Origin of the sequence: Fictibacillus sp. 7GRE50 (assembly GCF_015903875.1) — a bacterium.
Lineage (GTDB): Bacteria > Bacillota > Bacilli > Bacillales > Fictibacillaceae > Fictibacillus > Fictibacillus phosphorivorans.
Window position 1 is genome coordinate 1,420,703 of record NZ_JACZDW010000001.1, and the last position, 15,663, is coordinate 1,436,365.

At 41.0% G+C, this 15,663-nt stretch carries 15 protein-coding genes; 8 read left to right on the forward strand and 7 right to left on the reverse strand.

The window, feature by feature from the left end; translation table 11 throughout:
- Positions 1-12: 12 nt before the first annotated feature.
- The 7 genes from mnmE to IHV12_RS06960 all read right to left on the reverse strand — a co-directional run bounded on the left by mnmE (position 13) and on the right by IHV12_RS06960 (position 4,350).
- Positions 13-1,389 carry a tRNA uridine-5-carboxymethylaminomethyl(34) synthesis GTPase MnmE gene (gene mnmE, locus IHV12_RS06930; RefSeq protein ID WP_197190315.1) on the reverse strand — a complete coding sequence of 459 codons (1,377 nt, stop codon included), beginning with the start codon at positions 1,387-1,389 and terminating at the stop codon, positions 13-15.
- 274 nt (positions 1,390-1,663) lie between these two features.
- Positions 1,664-2,296, reverse strand: a complete 633-nt coding sequence (gene jag / locus IHV12_RS06935; protein WP_197132735.1) for an RNA-binding cell elongation regulator Jag/EloR — start codon at positions 2,294-2,296, stop codon at positions 1,664-1,666.
- On the reverse strand, positions 2,293-3,066 hold the full coding sequence (gene spoIIIJ, locus IHV12_RS06940) for a YidC family membrane integrase SpoIIIJ (protein WP_197190316.1): 774 nt from the start codon (positions 3,064-3,066) through the stop codon (positions 2,293-2,295). The genes jag and spoIIIJ overlap by 4 nt, the downstream gene beginning before the upstream one ends.
- Before the next feature lie 37 nt (positions 3,067-3,103).
- Complete coding sequence (gene yidD, locus IHV12_RS06945; protein WP_082861542.1) at positions 3,104-3,331, reverse strand: membrane protein insertion efficiency factor YidD; 228 nt, start codon at positions 3,329-3,331, stop codon at positions 3,104-3,106.
- Positions 3,332-3,335: 4 nt separating this feature from the next.
- The gene (gene rnpA, locus IHV12_RS06950; RefSeq protein ID WP_066399560.1) at positions 3,336-3,683 is read right to left on the reverse strand and encodes a ribonuclease P protein component; all 348 of its coding nucleotides are present in this window, start codon (positions 3,681-3,683) and stop codon (positions 3,336-3,338) included.
- A gap of 190 nt (positions 3,684-3,873) precedes the next feature.
- The gene (gene rpmH / locus IHV12_RS06955) at positions 3,874-4,008 is read right to left on the reverse strand and encodes a 50S ribosomal protein L34 (protein ID WP_007201576.1); all 135 of its coding nucleotides are present in this window, start codon (positions 4,006-4,008) and stop codon (positions 3,874-3,876) included.
- 87 nt (positions 4,009-4,095) lie between these two features.
- Positions 4,096-4,350 (reverse strand): hypothetical protein, encoded by a 255-nt coding sequence (locus IHV12_RS06960; RefSeq protein ID WP_197190317.1) that lies wholly within the window; start codon positions 4,348-4,350, stop codon positions 4,096-4,098.
- Positions 4,351-4,895: 545 nt separating this feature from the next.
- Here IHV12_RS06960 and dnaA point away from each other — a divergent pair.
- From dnaA to IHV12_RS07000, 8 genes are all read left to right on the forward strand, one after another.
- Positions 4,896-6,251, forward strand: coding sequence for a chromosomal replication initiator protein DnaA (gene dnaA, locus IHV12_RS06965; RefSeq protein ID WP_066399562.1), 1,356 nt, complete (start codon positions 4,896-4,898; stop codon positions 6,249-6,251).
- Positions 6,252-6,422: 171 nt separating this feature from the next.
- The gene (gene dnaN / locus IHV12_RS06970; RefSeq protein ID WP_197190318.1) at positions 6,423-7,565 is read left to right on the forward strand and encodes a DNA polymerase III subunit beta; all 1,143 of its coding nucleotides are present in this window, start codon (positions 6,423-6,425) and stop codon (positions 7,563-7,565) included.
- Between the two features lie 337 nt (positions 7,566-7,902).
- Positions 7,903-8,118: a S4 domain-containing protein YaaA gene (yaaA, locus tag IHV12_RS06975; RefSeq protein ID WP_066399568.1), complete on the forward strand. Its 216-nt coding sequence runs from the start codon at positions 7,903-7,905 to the stop codon at positions 8,116-8,118.
- A gap of 11 nt (positions 8,119-8,129) precedes the next feature.
- Positions 8,130-9,251 carry a DNA replication/repair protein RecF gene (gene recF, locus IHV12_RS06980; protein ID WP_197190319.1) on the forward strand — a complete coding sequence of 374 codons (1,122 nt, stop codon included), beginning with the start codon at positions 8,130-8,132 and terminating at the stop codon, positions 9,249-9,251.
- Between the two features lie 10 nt (positions 9,252-9,261).
- The gene (gene remB, locus IHV12_RS06985) at positions 9,262-9,531 is read left to right on the forward strand and encodes an extracellular matrix regulator RemB (protein WP_066399572.1); all 270 of its coding nucleotides are present in this window, start codon (positions 9,262-9,264) and stop codon (positions 9,529-9,531) included.
- 32 nt (positions 9,532-9,563) lie between these two features.
- Complete coding sequence (gene gyrB, locus IHV12_RS06990) at positions 9,564-11,510, forward strand: DNA topoisomerase (ATP-hydrolyzing) subunit B (RefSeq protein ID WP_197132725.1); 1,947 nt, start codon at positions 9,564-9,566, stop codon at positions 11,508-11,510.
- A 186-nt stretch (positions 11,511-11,696) separates the two neighbouring features.
- On the forward strand, positions 11,697-14,249 hold the full coding sequence (gene gyrA, locus IHV12_RS06995; RefSeq protein WP_197132722.1) for a DNA gyrase subunit A: 2,553 nt from the start codon (positions 11,697-11,699) through the stop codon (positions 14,247-14,249).
- Positions 14,250-14,339: 90 nt separating this feature from the next.
- Positions 14,340-15,458 carry an HD-GYP domain-containing protein gene (locus tag IHV12_RS07000; RefSeq protein ID WP_197132720.1) on the forward strand — a complete coding sequence of 373 codons (1,119 nt, stop codon included), beginning with the start codon at positions 14,340-14,342 and terminating at the stop codon, positions 15,456-15,458.
- Positions 15,459-15,663: the final 205 nt, after the last annotated feature.

Consider the following 15,663-nt stretch of genomic DNA (forward strand, 5'->3'; position numbering starts at 1 on the left):
TTCCTCCTTTTTTTATTTTCCTAAACAGAATTGAGAGAACAATTGGTCGATCAGACTCTCTGAAACCGTGTCTCCTATGATTTCTCCGAGTATCTCCCAAGCTCTTGTTATATCGATCTGTACCATATCAATAGGTAGATCCGCTTCAATGCCGCCGAGCGCCTCATCAATATGATGAATCGTCTGCTGCAGAAGTGCGATGTGCCTTGAGTTGGATACGTATGTTAAGTCATTAGCTTCAATTCCGCCTGCAAAGAACAGGTTTGCGATCGCTTGCTCTAATTCATCGATTCCCTCTTCTTTTACTAAAGATGTTGAGATAACGGGTGAATTCTCAGATAGTTCCTTTATTCGATTCATATCTGCTTTCAGTTCAAGATCTGTTTTATTGATAATGACGATCTTATCGAGTCCTGCAGCTGCACGGAACAAGTTCTCATCTTCAAGTGAGAGCACTTCATTCCCATTGATAACTAGCAGAATGAGATCTGCTTCTTTTAATACTTTACGTGATTTTTCAACACCGATCTTTTCAACGATGTCTTCCGTCTCACGAATCCCTGCTGTATCAACGAGTCTTAAAGGAACACCTCTTACGTTCACGTACTCTTCAATAACGTCACGTGTTGTTCCCGCAATATCGGTTACGATCGCTTTATTCTCATGAACGAGTGCATTCATGAGTGAGGACTTACCTACGTTCGGTCTTCCGATGATCGCCGTAGACAACCCTTCACGAAGGATCTTCCCTTGACTTGCCGTCTGCAGTATCGATTCCACTTCTTTTTTTACAGTCAAAAGGTTGTTGTTCAATAAAGAATGAGTCATCTCTTCTGCATCATACTCTGGATAATCGATGTTCACTTCTACATGGGCGATTGTTTCTAATAACGTTTGTCGAAGACGCATAACGAGTGAAGATAAACGGCCTTCCATCTGGTTGAGGGCTACGTTCATCGCACGGTCTGTCTTCGCACGGATCAAATCCATGACCGCTTCCGCTTGAGATAGATCAATCCTGCCGTTTAAGAATGCTCGCTTCGTGAATTCTCCTGGTTCAGCTAAGCGCGCTCCCTGCTGAAGAATCAATTGAAGAACTCTGTTCACAGAAACTAACCCTCCATGACAGTTAATCTCAACAACATCTTCCCGCGTAAACGTTCGTGGTGCACGCATGACGCTGATCATCACTTCTTCTACCGCTTGATCGAGTTTCGGATCAATCAATTTTCCGTAATGAATCGTATGTGTATCAACTTCAGAGAGACGTTTTGTCCCGCTGTACACTTTATCTGCAATGGCTACTGCGTCAGGTCCGCTCAAACGAACGATCGCAATCGCACCTTCTCCCATCGGAGTAGAGATCGCTGTGATCGTATCAAATTCCATTGTTGTTTCACCTCGGCTTTCCTCTTTACTTTCGCTCTATATAAATTACCTTTAGTATGGCCTTAAATACTTACTGTGATAAGGTTTTAGTAAAAATGGACATAAATATCCACAATAAAAAATAGTGTATCGCATAATGTGCTCACAGTAAAGAAAACGTGGCTGAAATCAAGCCTTAAAACGAGTTTAAATGTGCTCGTGCCATTAACTTAAGATTAGTAGCTATTAGATGACGCAAACAAAAAGCTCCAGAGGATAAACCTCTGAAGCTTTTTTATCTTTTGCTTGAGGATGTTGGGCGGATAACGACTTTACGAAAAGGTTCTACCCCTTCAGACGTAGTCTCAACATCTCTGTTTTCTTTGAGTGCTAAATGAATCACTTTTCGTTCATTAGCAGGCATCGGCTCAAAAGCAAAGCTTTTCTTCGTAAAAAATACCTTTTGTGCAGAATGCTCAGCTAATCGCTCGAGTGATTCCTGTCTTCTGGTACGATAGTTTTCAGCATCAAGCACAATTTTCACATGCTTGCTTGCAGGATCAGAATTTGCAACCATATTCGTTAAAAGCTGAAGCGCATTAAGCGTTTGTCCACGTTTTCCAATTAAAATCGCAATTTTGTCACCGGATAAATCCAGCACAAGATGATCATTTTCCTGTCGCTGTGTGATGGTAACGGGCACTCCCATTTTGGATGTAACATCCTTAAGGTAGTCGATCGCGGATTTAACAGGATCAGCTTTCACTGTTACTTCAACAACTGCTGGCTTCCCGCCAAGTCCAAAGAAACCTTTTTTGGAATCTTCAAGAACGGATATCTCTACTTGATCTTTTGAAGTCTGAAGTTGTTCTAGTGCTGCTGCTACTGCTTCTTCAACCGTTTTCCCTGTTACCTGTACCTTTTTCACTTTTTAGCTCCCCCATCAACTTGGTTTTCTTTCTTTTTCATTGGGGTCGTAATGAAATATGTCTGTCCGATCATGAATATGTTACCGATCACCCAATATAGAGATAGTGCAGCTGGGAAATTAATCGCAAATACAACGATCATAACTGGCATGATGTATAAAAGCATCTTCATCTGCGGATTAGGGTTGTCCATTCCGCCCATCATGATCTTCTGTTGTAAGAATGTCGTTATACCGGCTACTAACGGTAAGATATAAAACGGATCCGGATCTCCTAAGTCAAACCAAAGGAAATTATGGTTTGCGATTTCACCCGTACGCATAATCGCATGGTAAAAACCTAAAAGAATCGGCATTTGAATCAATAAAGGTAAACATCCAGCAAGCGGGTTAACTCCGTTCTTCTGGAATAACGCCATTGTTTCTTGCTGTAACTTCTGTTGAGTGTTCGCATCTTTTGACTTGTACTTTTCACGAAGCTTTTGAATTTCAGGTTGGATCTCTTGCATCGCTTTTGAACTGCGTGTTTGCTTAATCATTAATGGAAGAAGCGCTGTACGGATGATCAATGTTACGATAATGATCGCTAATCCGTAGTTGTCACCAGTTAAGGTCGCAAAGTATGTGATCAACCATGATAACGGATATACAAAATATGTGTCCCAAATTCCAGTGCTGTCACTAGTAATGGGATCATTCATCGATCCACATCCAGATAGGACAGCCATGAGTGCGAAAAGGGCAATCAGTAAACCTATTTTCTTACGCACACTCTTATCCTCCTTAAAATCATAAATCTTATCTCAATTATTTATTGTCCCTTTTTTCAGGCACGAGGTCAACGCCTCCGGGATGAAAAGGATGGCACTTTGAAATTCTGACAAAAGTTAGCCACATTCCTTTAAATACACCGTGACGCCTGAAAGCTTCTATACCGTAATGCGAGCAGGTCGGATAAAAGCGGCATGAAGGCGGTGTTAGCGGGGAAATCCATAGCTGGTAAAAACGAATAATCCCTATAAATAAGGATCTCATTTTTTTACACCCTCTTTTTTAAAACGTTCGCTCTGTTCAAAACATGAAGCAGACTTTTTTCCATCTCGTGAAAGTCCATATTAGCAGTAGGTATTCTCGCGATAACCACGTAATCCCTGCCTGAGAGTAGCTGTTCACTATATTTATGGAAGATTTCTTTAACTGATCGTTTAATTCTGTTTCTCGTAACAGCTTTTCCAACTTTTTTGCTGACAGAAAGACCGATGCGAAAAACAGGCTGATCTTCTTTTCTTAAACTGTATATTACAAATTGGCGATTAGCCGTTGATTTTCCTTTTTTGAAGACTTCTTGAAATTCCTCATTTTTTTTGATGCGTTGTTCTTTCTTCATTCATTTAACACTCCATCAATTATGCAATCTCATTCCAAAGTCTTTTTGTTTCGATCATCACCCAGTATCGGCCTGTTTGGTTCATATAAAACCTTTTACTTCGAAAAAACGACATCGTACAGAAAATACGGACTCGGAGTGAGCAAAATTCTCTCTATAAAAGTAAAAAAAGACCACTGATGTCAGTGGCCTATGCGGATAACACTTTTCTTCCCTTTTGACGACGGCGAGCTAGAACTTTACGACCGTTCTTAGTAGCCATACGTGCACGGAAACCATGTACCTTCTTACGCTTACGGTTGTTTGGTTGAAATGTAGGTTTCATGTATATTACACCTCCCTGAGGATATCTCTTATAAAAGACAGTCTAATAAAGTATAATGACTGACCCATAAATTTGTCAAGCCGGATTTTAAGTTTGTGTTTTTTTGCAAGTTTTTTGCCTTTGAAAGTGATGATCTCTGTTTCGAAATGCTAGTGAAGTTCTTGAAAGTAGTTGATTTCCATTCCAGGCTGCTCGCTTTCCGCGGGGCAGGCGGTGAGCCACTTGCCGCTTTGCGCCCTTAAGTGTCTCACCTGACCGCTTGTCCCGCAGGAGTCTCGCACCTTCCATTCCAATCAACAAACCAACGAAGTAAATAGAAACAAAACACTCTTTTAGAATCAAACCAAAGTTTGCAGAGCTAACGATTCACCGCAGCTTCCCAATTATCATGGACAACTATATCTCCATATGATCCTTCTACAAGCTTCACCAAAATCTTCATGACCTAACCTGTGGACATCTTTTTCGACATACTTTTCATTATCCACACCAATTATCGACACGTTTTACACAAAATCTAGTGTTGTGGACAACTTTTCTACACAAGGTATGGGCGTTGTGGATAAGTAACAATAACTCGTTGCCAAGCCTGATTATTTTTGATATGCTTGTTGTGTTTTAACTCGTTAACAACCTGCACTGCTAATAAAGTTATTCACAACCTGTGGATAAACTTGTGGACAGTTATCAAAAGCTGTTATAAAGGTTGTCCACAGACATGGTTTTACTGTTCATAATCCTATTATCTACTATATTAATTATCATTCACATAAGGTGTGGACTTTTTATTTTTATTCATAGGTATTCACTGGGTGTACAATTCTTATACAACAGGGAAATGACTGCTGAAATAGGATGATTCGAAAGAGATAAGGGGGGTAAATTGGTTGGAAAACATAAACGACCTATGGTCCAAAGCACTTGCTGCGATCGAAACAAAAGTCAGTAAGCCTAGCTTTGAGACTTGGTTAAAATCAACAACGGCACATGCTTTACAAAATGATACGCTCGTCATTACTGCGCCAAATGAGTTTGCCCGTGACTGGCTAGAATCCAGATATGCAGGTATCATTTCTGAGACGCTGCTGGACGTAACAGGAGCAGCACTTGACGTAAAGTTCATCATTCCACAAAATCAGACAGAACTAGACTTAGATCTGGAACTTTCCATGAAAAAAGCCCCAAAAGCAGCAAACGAGCCTCACGAAGAAGTTTCTCAAAGTATGTTGAATCCAAAATATACATTTGACCGATTCGTTATCGGTTCTGGAAACCGTTTTGCTCATGCCGCATCATTAGCTGTTGCTGAAGCACCAGCAAAAGCTTATAACCCGCTATTTATTTATGGGGGCGTTGGATTAGGAAAAACGCATTTAATGCATGCGATCGGCCATTATGTATTGGAACATAATCCTGGGGCGAAGGTCGTATACCTATCCTCCGAAAAATTTACGAACGAGTTCATCAACTCGATTCGTGACAATAAAACGGTTGAGTTCCGCAACAAATTTCGCAGTGTGGACGTGCTTTTAATAGATGATATTCAGTTCCTTGCAGGAAAAGAACAAACGCAAGAGGAATTTTTCCATACGTTTAATGCACTTCATGAAGAAAGTAAGCAGATTGTCATCTCTAGTGATCGACCTCCAAAAGAGATTCCGACATTAGAAGACAGACTTCGTTCCCGCTTTGAATGGGGACTTATTACGGATATCACACCTCCTGACTTAGAAACGCGTATCGCAATCTTGCGGAAAAAAGCAAAAGCAGAAGGCCTTGATATTCCAAACGAAGTGATGCTTTATATAGCGAATCAGATCGATACGAACATTAGAGAGTTAGAAGGAGCACTCATTCGCGTTGTCGCTTATTCATCTCTAATTAACCAAGATATGAATGCAGATCTTGCAGCAGAAGCACTTCGCGATATTATTCCTTCTGCAAAGCCAAGAACATTGACCATTCATCATATACAAGAAGTAGTTGGCAAGCATTACAATGTGAAGTTAGAAGATTTCACAGCGAAGAAACGAACAAAGTCTGTAGCTTTTCCTAGACAGATCGCGATGTATCTTTCACGTGAACTAACAGATAATTCTTTACCTAAGATTGGTGAAGAATTTGGTGGTCGAGACCATACAACGGTTCTTCATGCTCATGAAAAGATCTCTACTATGCTAATTACGGATCATGTTTTGCAAAGAAAAGTGCAAGAAATTCACGATCAGCTTAAATCGAATTAAATAAGCGCACTGAATACTGTGAATAACTTCAGTTACTTTATACACAGTCTGTCCACATGTGGATAGGCTGTTCTATCTTTGTTTTCTAGGGTTATCCACACATTCACAGCGCCTAGTACTATTACTACTATTTTTTTAAAAGATTTTAATAAATATCAGGGGGGCAAAATAATGAAAGTTAAGATTCAATTAAACCAGTTGATCGAAGCTGTTCAAGATGTAATGAAAGCTGTATCTTCAAGAACAACAATTCCGATTCTTACGGGAATCAAGATGGAAGTAACATATGACGGTGTTCATCTGACTGGTAGTGATTCTGATATTTCAATTGAACGACTGATACCGGTTGAAGAAGGAGATCTTGTACATATCGAAGTGAAGCAAGAAGGAAGTGTTGTACTTCCAGCTCGTTATTTTTCAGAGATCGTTAAAAAACTTCCGAACGATTCTGTTGAGATTGAAGTAGGTGAGCGATTTGAAACGACTCTTCGTTCAGGCGCTTCTGAATTTAGCCTTTTAGGATTAGATCCTGAAGAATACCCTAGATTACCGCAGATCGAAGAGAATTTAGTCTTTGAGATCCAAAGTGATCTGTTGAGAGCAATGATTCGCCAAACTGTCTTTGCGGTGTCCACCTCAGAAACACGCCCTATCCTAACAGGTGTTAACTGGACGTTAACTGACGGTGTTCTAAACTGTATTGCAACAGATAGTCATCGCTTGGCTGAACGAAAAATGCCGATTGATTCTCAAAGTGAAGAGCTTTCCTTCCAGAACGTCGTGATTCCTGGAAAGAGCTTGAACGAACTTTCAAAGATTCTTGATGAGAATGCTGAAAAGGTTCAAATCGTTGTAACGAACAATCAGATCTTGTTCAAAGCTAAAAACATCTTATTGTTCTCAAGATTATTAGACGGTAACTATCCGGATACTTCAAAACTGATTCCTTCAGAGAGCAAGACTACATTCGTGTTGAAGACGAAGGAATTCTTACAAGCGATCGACCGTGCTTCTTTATTAGCTAGAGAAGGAAGAAACAACGTCGTGAAACTAGCAACACTCGATAACCAAACAATCGAACTTTCTTCAAATTCTCCAGAAATCGGTAAAGTATTTGAACACATGATCGCAGAGGAGATTGAGGGAGAAGAGCTGAAAATCTCATTCAACGCAAAATATGTGATGGAAGCTCTAAAAGTGATGGATTGCACGGAGATCAGCATCCTGTTCACAGGTGCGATGAGACCGTTTCTTATCCAACCCGTATCAGACGATTCGATCCGCCAATTAATCTTGCCTGTAAGAACTTACTAAAATATAAAGCTGCCGGAATCACCGGTGGCTTTCTTTTCTTTCTAAGTCCAACGTTTTTTGGAGAAACTAGTAAGTGTGAGATGATTTTCACTAACAGATTGTGGATTGTATATTTTTAAATCTTTGTATATTTACATCATTGAGTATTGATCGGAGTGCAAGGTGCGAGACTCCTGGGGGATCAGCGGGACAGGTGAGACTCTTAATAGTGCAAAGCACTAAGAGGCTCACCGCACGCCCCCCGGAAAGCGAGCAACCTGGAACGTAGATCAACCTTTCAATAACACCATTGAGACAACTGAGACAACAAAGCAACAACCAGGAGGTTTTTTAAAAAATGGAAAACGTAAAGATCAACACTGAATTCATCACCCTTCAACAACTGTTGAAAACTACCGATGTCATCCAATCGGGAGGAATGGTAAAATGGTATTTAGCAGAACATGAAGTTCTTGTGAACGGAGAACATGAAACACGCCGAGGTAAGAAACTATATGCGGGTGATGTCGTGTCCATTCCAGAAGTAGGAGAGTTCAAGGTAACAACGGAATAGGGGGTATCCCTTTGCATATTGAAAAGCTTCAGCTTAGGAATTACAGAAACTATAAAGAACAATCTCTGGAATTCGAGAATAAGGTCAATGTTTTTCTAGGTGAGAATGCACAAGGAAAAACAAATGTCATGGAATCCATCTATGTTTTGGCCATGGCAAGATCATATCGAACAGCAAAAGATAAAGAGTTGATATCTTGGGACGAAGAATATGCTAAAATAGAGGGTAGCATCAAAAAGAGAAACAGTTCTTTTGATTTAAGTCTCGTCATCTCACAAAAAGGAAAAAAAGCGAAAATCAGCCGCATTGAACAACGACGGTTAACCGATTACGTTGGACATCTAAATGTGGTTATGTTTGCACCTGAGGATCTTAATCTTGTAAAAGGCAGTCCACAGGTGCGTCGTCGTTTTATTGACATGGAAATCGGACAGGTTAACGCGGTTTATTTAAATGACCTTTCTGTGTACCAAAAGATTTTATCTCAGCGAAACTCTTTATTAAGAGAGATGTATCGCAACAAAAGTCAGCAAAACATGACGATGCTCGAGATCTTAACAGAACAGCTTATTGATAAAGCAGCCAGAGTGACGTTGAAACGTATGAAATACATGGAAAAGCTTCAAAGTTGGGCAGAACCGATCCACCACGGGATATCGAGAGGATTGGAAACTCTAAAAATTCATTACAAACCAACTGTAGAGGTATGCGATGAGCTCGACTTGTCGAAAATGATAGAAGCGTTTCATCTAAAGTTTGGTAAAATAAAAGAAAAAGAGATTGACCGAGGAACTTCTTTATTTGGTCCTCATCGGGACGATCTGCTTTTTTCAGTGAACGGAAAAGACGTGCAGACATTCGGATCTCAAGGACAACAAAGAACGACTGCTCTTTCTTTAAAGCTCGCTGAAATTGATCTGATTCATTCAGAAGTCGGAGAATACCCGATACTATTGTTGGACGATGTGTTATCTGAACTAGACGATTTCAGACAATCGCATCTTTTAAATACGATTCAAGGTAAAGTACAAACCTTTGTTACAACGACTAGTGTGGAAGGGATACACCACGAAACACTTGAGAAAGCCGCAACTTACAAAGTTCACGCAGGCTCTATAGAACGTTTGAAATGAGGTGAGGACATTGCTTCTGCATTTAGGTGATGAAGAAGTTATTCATTCAAAAGATGTGCTGGCGATATTGGATATCAATGCGTTAAAGGCTTCTGAGTTAGCTTTAGAGTTTCTTAAAAAGCATGAGAACAATCAGACACTGACCGATTTAAGCGGAAATGCTGCAAAATCTGTAATCATTACAGATAAAACGATCTATCTATCTCCTCTTTCTGCCTCTACGTTAAAAAAGAGAGCCTCTGATCGCCTCGAACTTGAAAATGGCTGGAATATAAAATAAAGGTTTTATAAATAAAGCGTTTTTAAACCGGAATGAAGGTGAACGAATTGACGACTGAACAACAGTTAGAACAACAGCAAAATTATGATGAAAGTAATATCCAGGTACTTGAAGGTCTTGAAGCCGTCCGTAAACGTCCAGGGATGTATATCGGTGCTACGAACGTACGCGGTCTTCACCATCTTGTATGGGAAATCGTCGATAACTCGATCGATGAAGCCTTAGCGGGTCATTGTGACACGATTCGAATTACGATTGAAGAAGACAACAGCATCACGGTAGTAGATAACGGACGTGGTATCCCAGTAGGTATGCATGAAAAAATGGGAAGACCTGCTCTAGAAGTTATCATGACGGTTCTCCATGCCGGAGGAAAGTTTGGCGGTGGAGGTTATAAAGTATCAGGCGGACTGCATGGTGTTGGTGCCTCAGTTGTTAATGCCTTGTCTACGATGCTTGAAGTTACCGTATCTCGTGACGGGAAACTGCACTATCAATCTTATGAACGCGGCGTGCCGACTGCAGATCTCAAAGTTATCGGCGAAACTGACAAAACAGGTACTCGTACTCACTTCAAACCAGACCCTGAAATTTTTACTGAATCATTAGAATATGATTTCCCTACTCTTTCAAACCGTATTCGTGAACTGGCATACTTAAACCGTGGTCTTCGTATCATTGCTGAAGACAAACGTGGTGAAGAGCCAGTTGTAAAGGAATACCACTATGAAGGCGGGATTAAATCTTATGTAGAACACATCAACCGTACACGTGAAGTGCTGCATGAAGAACCGATCTTCGTTGAAGGGGAAAAGGACGGCATCTCGGTTGAGATCGCATTCCAATACAACGACAGCTACGCAAGCAACATCTATTCGTTCGCGAACAACATCAATACACATGAAGGCGGTACGCACGAGTCAGGGTTTAAGACAGCACTAACACGTGTGATTAATGATTATGGCCGCAAGAACAATCTGTTCAAAGACAATGATACGAACTTAACAGGTGAAGACGTTCGTGAAGGACTAACAGCGATCATCTCGATCAAACACCCTGATCCTCAGTTCGAAGGGCAAACGAAAACGAAGCTCGGAAACTCTGAAGCAAGACAGATTACAGAATCTATCTTCTCAGAGACGTTTTCATCCTTCATGCTCGAGAATCCGGTCGTTGCGAAATCAATCGTTGAAAAAGGGATGATGGCACTACGTGCGCGTGTTGCTGCTAAAAAAGCACGTGAACTAACACGACGTAAGAGTGCGTTAGAAGTATCGTCACTGCCTGGTAAACTGGCAGACTGTTCTTCTAAAGATGCAAGCATCTCTGAGATCTATGTGGTTGAGGGTGACTCTGCCGGTGGTTCGGCAAAGCAAGGACGTGACCGTCATTTCCAAGCGATCTTGCCACTTCGCGGTAAGATTATCAACGTTGAAAAAGCACGACTAGATAAGATCCTTTCAAATAACGAGGTACGTGCGATCATCACGGCTTTAGGAACAGGAATCGGCGATGAGTTTGATATAACAAAAGCACGTTATCACAAGATCATCATCATGACAGATGCCGATGTCGATGGTGCACATATCCGTACGTTGCTTCTAACGTTCTTTTTCAGATATATGCGTCCGATTATTGAACACGGCTATATCTATATCGCACAGCCTCCGCTTTATAAGATACAGCAAGGTAAACGTATAGAGTATGCCTACAACGATAAAGAACTTGAAAAGTTGCTAGCTGAACTTCCGCAAGTGCCTAAGCCTCAGCTTCAGCGTTATAAAGGTCTAGGTGAGATGAATCCATCTCAGTTATGGGAAACGACAATGGACCCAGAGACACGTACATTGCTGCAAGTGGAAATGAAAGATGCGATGGCAGCTGATGAAACGTTCGATATCTTAATGGGTGACAAAGTTGAACCGCGCCGTGACTTTATCCAAGAAAACGCACAATATGTGACGAACTTAGATATATAAGTGAGGCACGCTTGCGGTAAGCAGTTACTTTAAAGTAAATAATCATATAAAATGCTTAGCGGTAAACATTGCAAAAGCTGAACATAAGAGATACTGAAGCTGGACAAGGTCCAGTTTCGGTGCGTTTAAGAGCCGAATTAGGGGGCTTTAAAAACCTGTTCTAAAGAGGTTATGGAGGTAAAATGAATGTCTGAAATGGAACGTTCCCGGATTAAAGAAATTAATATTAGTACGGAAATGAAAGCATCGTTCATGGATTATGCCATGAGTGTTATTGTCAGCCGAGCTTTGCCAGATGTGCGTGACGGATTAAAGCCTGTTCACAGACGTATCCTTTATGCGATGAACGATCTTGGCATGACGGCTGATAAAGCGTACAAAAAGTCTGCTCGTATCGTTGGTGAAGTAATCGGTAAGTACCACCCTCACGGTGACTCTGCTGTATACGACACGATGGTTCGTATGGCACAGGATTTCAACTTCCGCCACATGCTGATCGATGGTCACGGTAACTTTGGTTCAGTCGACGGCGATGCAGCGGCAGCGATGCGTTACACAGAAGCACGTATGTCTAAGATCGCCATGGAAATGGTACGAGACATCAACAAAGATACGATCGGCTACAAAGATAACTATGATGGATCTGAACAAGAACCGGTTGTATTACCTGCTCGTTTTCCGAACTTGCTCGTTAACGGTGCTGCAGGGATCGCGGTTGGTATGGCAACGAACATTCCGCCGCATCAATTAGGTGAAGTCATCGATGGAATTTTAGCAGTAAGTGAAAATCCGGATATCACGATTCCTGAACTCATGGAAATTATTCCAGGCCCAGACTTTCCAACGGCAGGTGAAATCCTAGGACGTGAAGGAATTCGCAAAGCTTACACAACTGGAAGAGGTTCTATCATTATCCGCGCAAAAGCTGAAATCGAAGAGATGCCTAGCGGAAAACAAGCGATTATCGTAACGGAACTTCCTTATCAAGTAAACAAAGCTCGTTTGATCGAAAAGATCGCTGAGCTCGTTCGTGATAAAAAGATTGAAGGGATCACGGATCTTCGTGATGAGTCTGACCGTAACGGTATGCGCATCGTGATGGAGATACGCCGTGATGCGAATGCAAATGTTATTTTAAATAATTTATATAAACAGACAGCACTACAGACAAGCTTTGGTATTAATATGCTTGCACTTGTTGATGGACATCCAAAAGTTCTTAACATCAAAGAATGTTTGTACCATTATCTGAAGCATCAGCAAGTCATCATCCGTCGCCGTACGGAATTTGATCTTAAAAAAGCAGAAGCAAGAGCTCATATCCTAGAAGGTCTTCGTATCGCACTGGATCATCTAGATGAAGTAATTGCACTTATCCGTGCTTCAAGAACAACGGACCTTGCACGTGAAGGCTTAATGGAGAAGTTTGAATTAAGTTACGAGCAGTCTCAAGCTATCTTAGATATGCGATTGCAGCGTTTGACAGGTTTAGAGCGAGACAAGATCGAGAACGAATACAATGATCTTGTTGCTTTAATCACGGAATTGAGAGCGATTCTTGCAGATGAACAAAGAATTCTTGAGATCATTCGTACAGAGCTTATCGAGATCAAAGAGAAGTACGACAACCCTAGACGTACGATCATCTCTGTAGGATTTAATAGTATTGAAGACGAAGATCTGATTCCTCGTTCAAATATCGTAATTACATTAACGAACAAAGGCTACATCAAGCGCCTTCCGATCTCTACTTACCGCTCACAGCGTCGTGGTGGTAAAGGGATCCAAGGAATGGGCACGAGTGAGGATGACTTTGTTGAACAGTTGTTTACGACAAATACGCACAACTACATCCTGTTCTTCACGAATAAAGGGAAGGCTTATAGGCTAAAAGGCTACGAGATTCCTGAATACGGCAGAACAGCAAAAGGAATTCCAATCATCAACTTGCTGCAGATCGAGCAAGGTGAAACGATCTCTGCTGTCATTCCTGTAGAAGACATGGAAAGTGATGAGATCTACCTTAACTTCATGACGAAGCAAGGAATCACGAAACGATCTCCGTTATCAGCTTATAGCAACATCCGTAAAGGTGGTCTTTTTGCGATAAACCTTCGTGAAGAAGATGAGCTGATGGGCGTTCGTTTAACAGATGGAACAAAAGATATCATCGTCGGAACGAAACAAGGGATGTCGATTCGTTATCAAGAGACAGATGTTCGATCAATGGGTAGAACAGCAACGGGTGTTAAAGCGATCACTCTTGGTGATGACGATGCGGTTGTAGGTATGGAAGTCTTAGATGAGACGCAAGATATCTTGATCGTTACAGATAGAGGTTACGGAAAACGTACACCTATGAGTGAATACCGTCTTCAGTCACGTGGTGGTAAAGGAATTAAAACCGTAAACATCACTGAAAAGAACGGTCCAGTTGTTACGCTTAAAACTGTAACGGACGAAGAAGACCTTATGATCATTACAGCAAAAGGAATCATCATTCGTATGAACATCTCAGGCATCTCCCAAATGGGACGTAACACTCAAGGTGTTAGATTGATGACTATGAATGATACGAATCACGTAGCAACAGTAGCTGTTGTAGAACGTGAAGAAGAAACGGATGAGTTGCTGGATGAAGAAGGTAACCCAATCATTACAGAAGGTGAAGAAGGTATAGCACCTGCTGAAGAAACAACAGCTCCAGAAACAGACACAAACGAAGAGAATAACGAATAATTTCTAAAAAGAGGAAAATGTATCTACATTTTCCTCTTTTTTATATGTAAAATAAAATTATGACCTTCCAAATAAAAGGAGCTTTTTTGTATGAAGATAAAAACGAGTCAAGCTAAGGCCGGGCAGATGCTGGTTCAGGATGTCTTCTCGATGACTAATCAGCCGATCGTCAATAAAAACACGAGATTGAATGTTGAGCATCTGCGCGTACTTACTCGTTTTCAGATCGAAGAGATAGATGTGTTGAATGAGTCAACTTTCGGTGTGAACACAACACGTGGAGTAAAAGATTCACTGAATCATAGAAGTGATGCGACGATATCTGAAGAACAAATACATACCCAAGTGCCTCAAAAAGAAGAGCTTTCTTTTCCAGCGCTATATATGCAAACGGTAAAACGTTATAAGCAATTGTTTACAAACTGGCAATCTGGCAGTGGGGTCGATATGCTCGAAGTACGTCAGAGTGTTCTTCCTGTATTAGAGAAAGGATCGAGTGTACCGAAAGAGATCCTCTTGCTACACCACTACGCTACGAGTGCTGATTATATGTACCACCATTCAATAGCAGTAGGCATCCTTAGCACGTTCCTGGCTAAAAAGTTAAACTTCTCTAGCGGAGATTGCATACAGATCGGCCTAGCAGGCGTGTTGTCCGATTGCGGCATGGCAAAAGTCCAGCCTACTTTATTAAAAAAGAGCGGGTCATTAACGACAGCTGAATTTGATGAAGTGAAGAAACACACGATTCAAGGCTACAACATGCTGAAAAAGATTCCCTCTATTAAAGAAGGTGTTCTTCTCGGTGTCCTTCAACATCACGAACGAACAGATGGGTCAGGCTATCCTTTAAAAGTTCAAGGAAACAAGCTTCATCCATTTAGTAAAGTTCTAGCAGTTGCTGATGTTTACTTAGCCATGACTGCCGAACGACCATATCGAAGCAAGCAGTCTCCTTTTAAAGTGCTTGAGATGATGATGAAAGATCAGTTTGGGAAATTTGATCATCAAGTTATGCAAGCTATGATAGCGGGTCTTTCCACCTTATCAGTGGGCAGCCGTGTTAGACTTACAAACTATGATATCGGTGAGATCGTCTTTATAGAAGAAAGCCAACCGACACGACCAATGATCAAGTTAGAAACAAACGGTGATATCATCGCACTTAAAAACCGCAACGATCTCTTTATAGAAGAGCTTTTATCATAGGATAGAAGCTTTTTTAATTTAGGTATTGCCATGGGTTGGTAACCGTGGTAAACTAATCAAGCTGTCTCAGAAACAGCACAATATAAACTGTTAGCACGATGAAATGTTTCACAATGAAATGTTTTTAAAAAAAGTTAAAGAAAGCTATTGACTCTAGTGCTTCAGCGTGATATATTATTAAAGTCGCCAAAACAAAACGGCGAAC

Excerpts from the sequence above, each read along its gene's own strand:
- rnpA (WP_066399560.1), bottom strand. The coding sequence starts at position 3,683 with ATGAAGAAAGAACAACGCATCAAAAAAAATGAGGAATTTCAAGAAGTC.
- dnaN (WP_197190318.1), top strand. The coding sequence starts at position 6,423 with ATGAAAGTTAAGATTCAATTAAACCAGTTGATCGAAGCTGTTCAAGAT.
- yaaA (WP_066399568.1), top strand. The coding sequence starts at position 7,903 with ATGGAAAACGTAAAGATCAACACTGAATTCATCACCCTTCAACAACTG.
- rpmH (WP_007201576.1), bottom strand. The coding sequence starts at position 4,008 with ATGAAACCTACATTTCAACCAAACAACCGTAAGCGTAAGAAGGTACAT.
- gyrA (WP_197132722.1), top strand. The coding sequence starts at position 11,697 with ATGTCTGAAATGGAACGTTCCCGGATTAAAGAAATTAATATTAGTACG.
- IHV12_RS07000 (WP_197132720.1), top strand. The coding sequence starts at position 14,340 with ATGAAGATAAAAACGAGTCAAGCTAAGGCCGGGCAGATGCTGGTTCAG.
- yidD (WP_082861542.1), bottom strand. The coding sequence starts at position 3,331 with ATGAGATCCTTATTTATAGGGATTATTCGTTTTTACCAGCTATGGATT.
- mnmE (WP_197190315.1), bottom strand. The coding sequence starts at position 1,389 with ATGGAATTTGATACGATCACAGCGATCTCTACTCCGATGGGAGAAGGT.
- gyrB (WP_197132725.1), top strand. The coding sequence starts at position 9,564 with ATGAAGGTGAACGAATTGACGACTGAACAACAGTTAGAACAACAGCAA.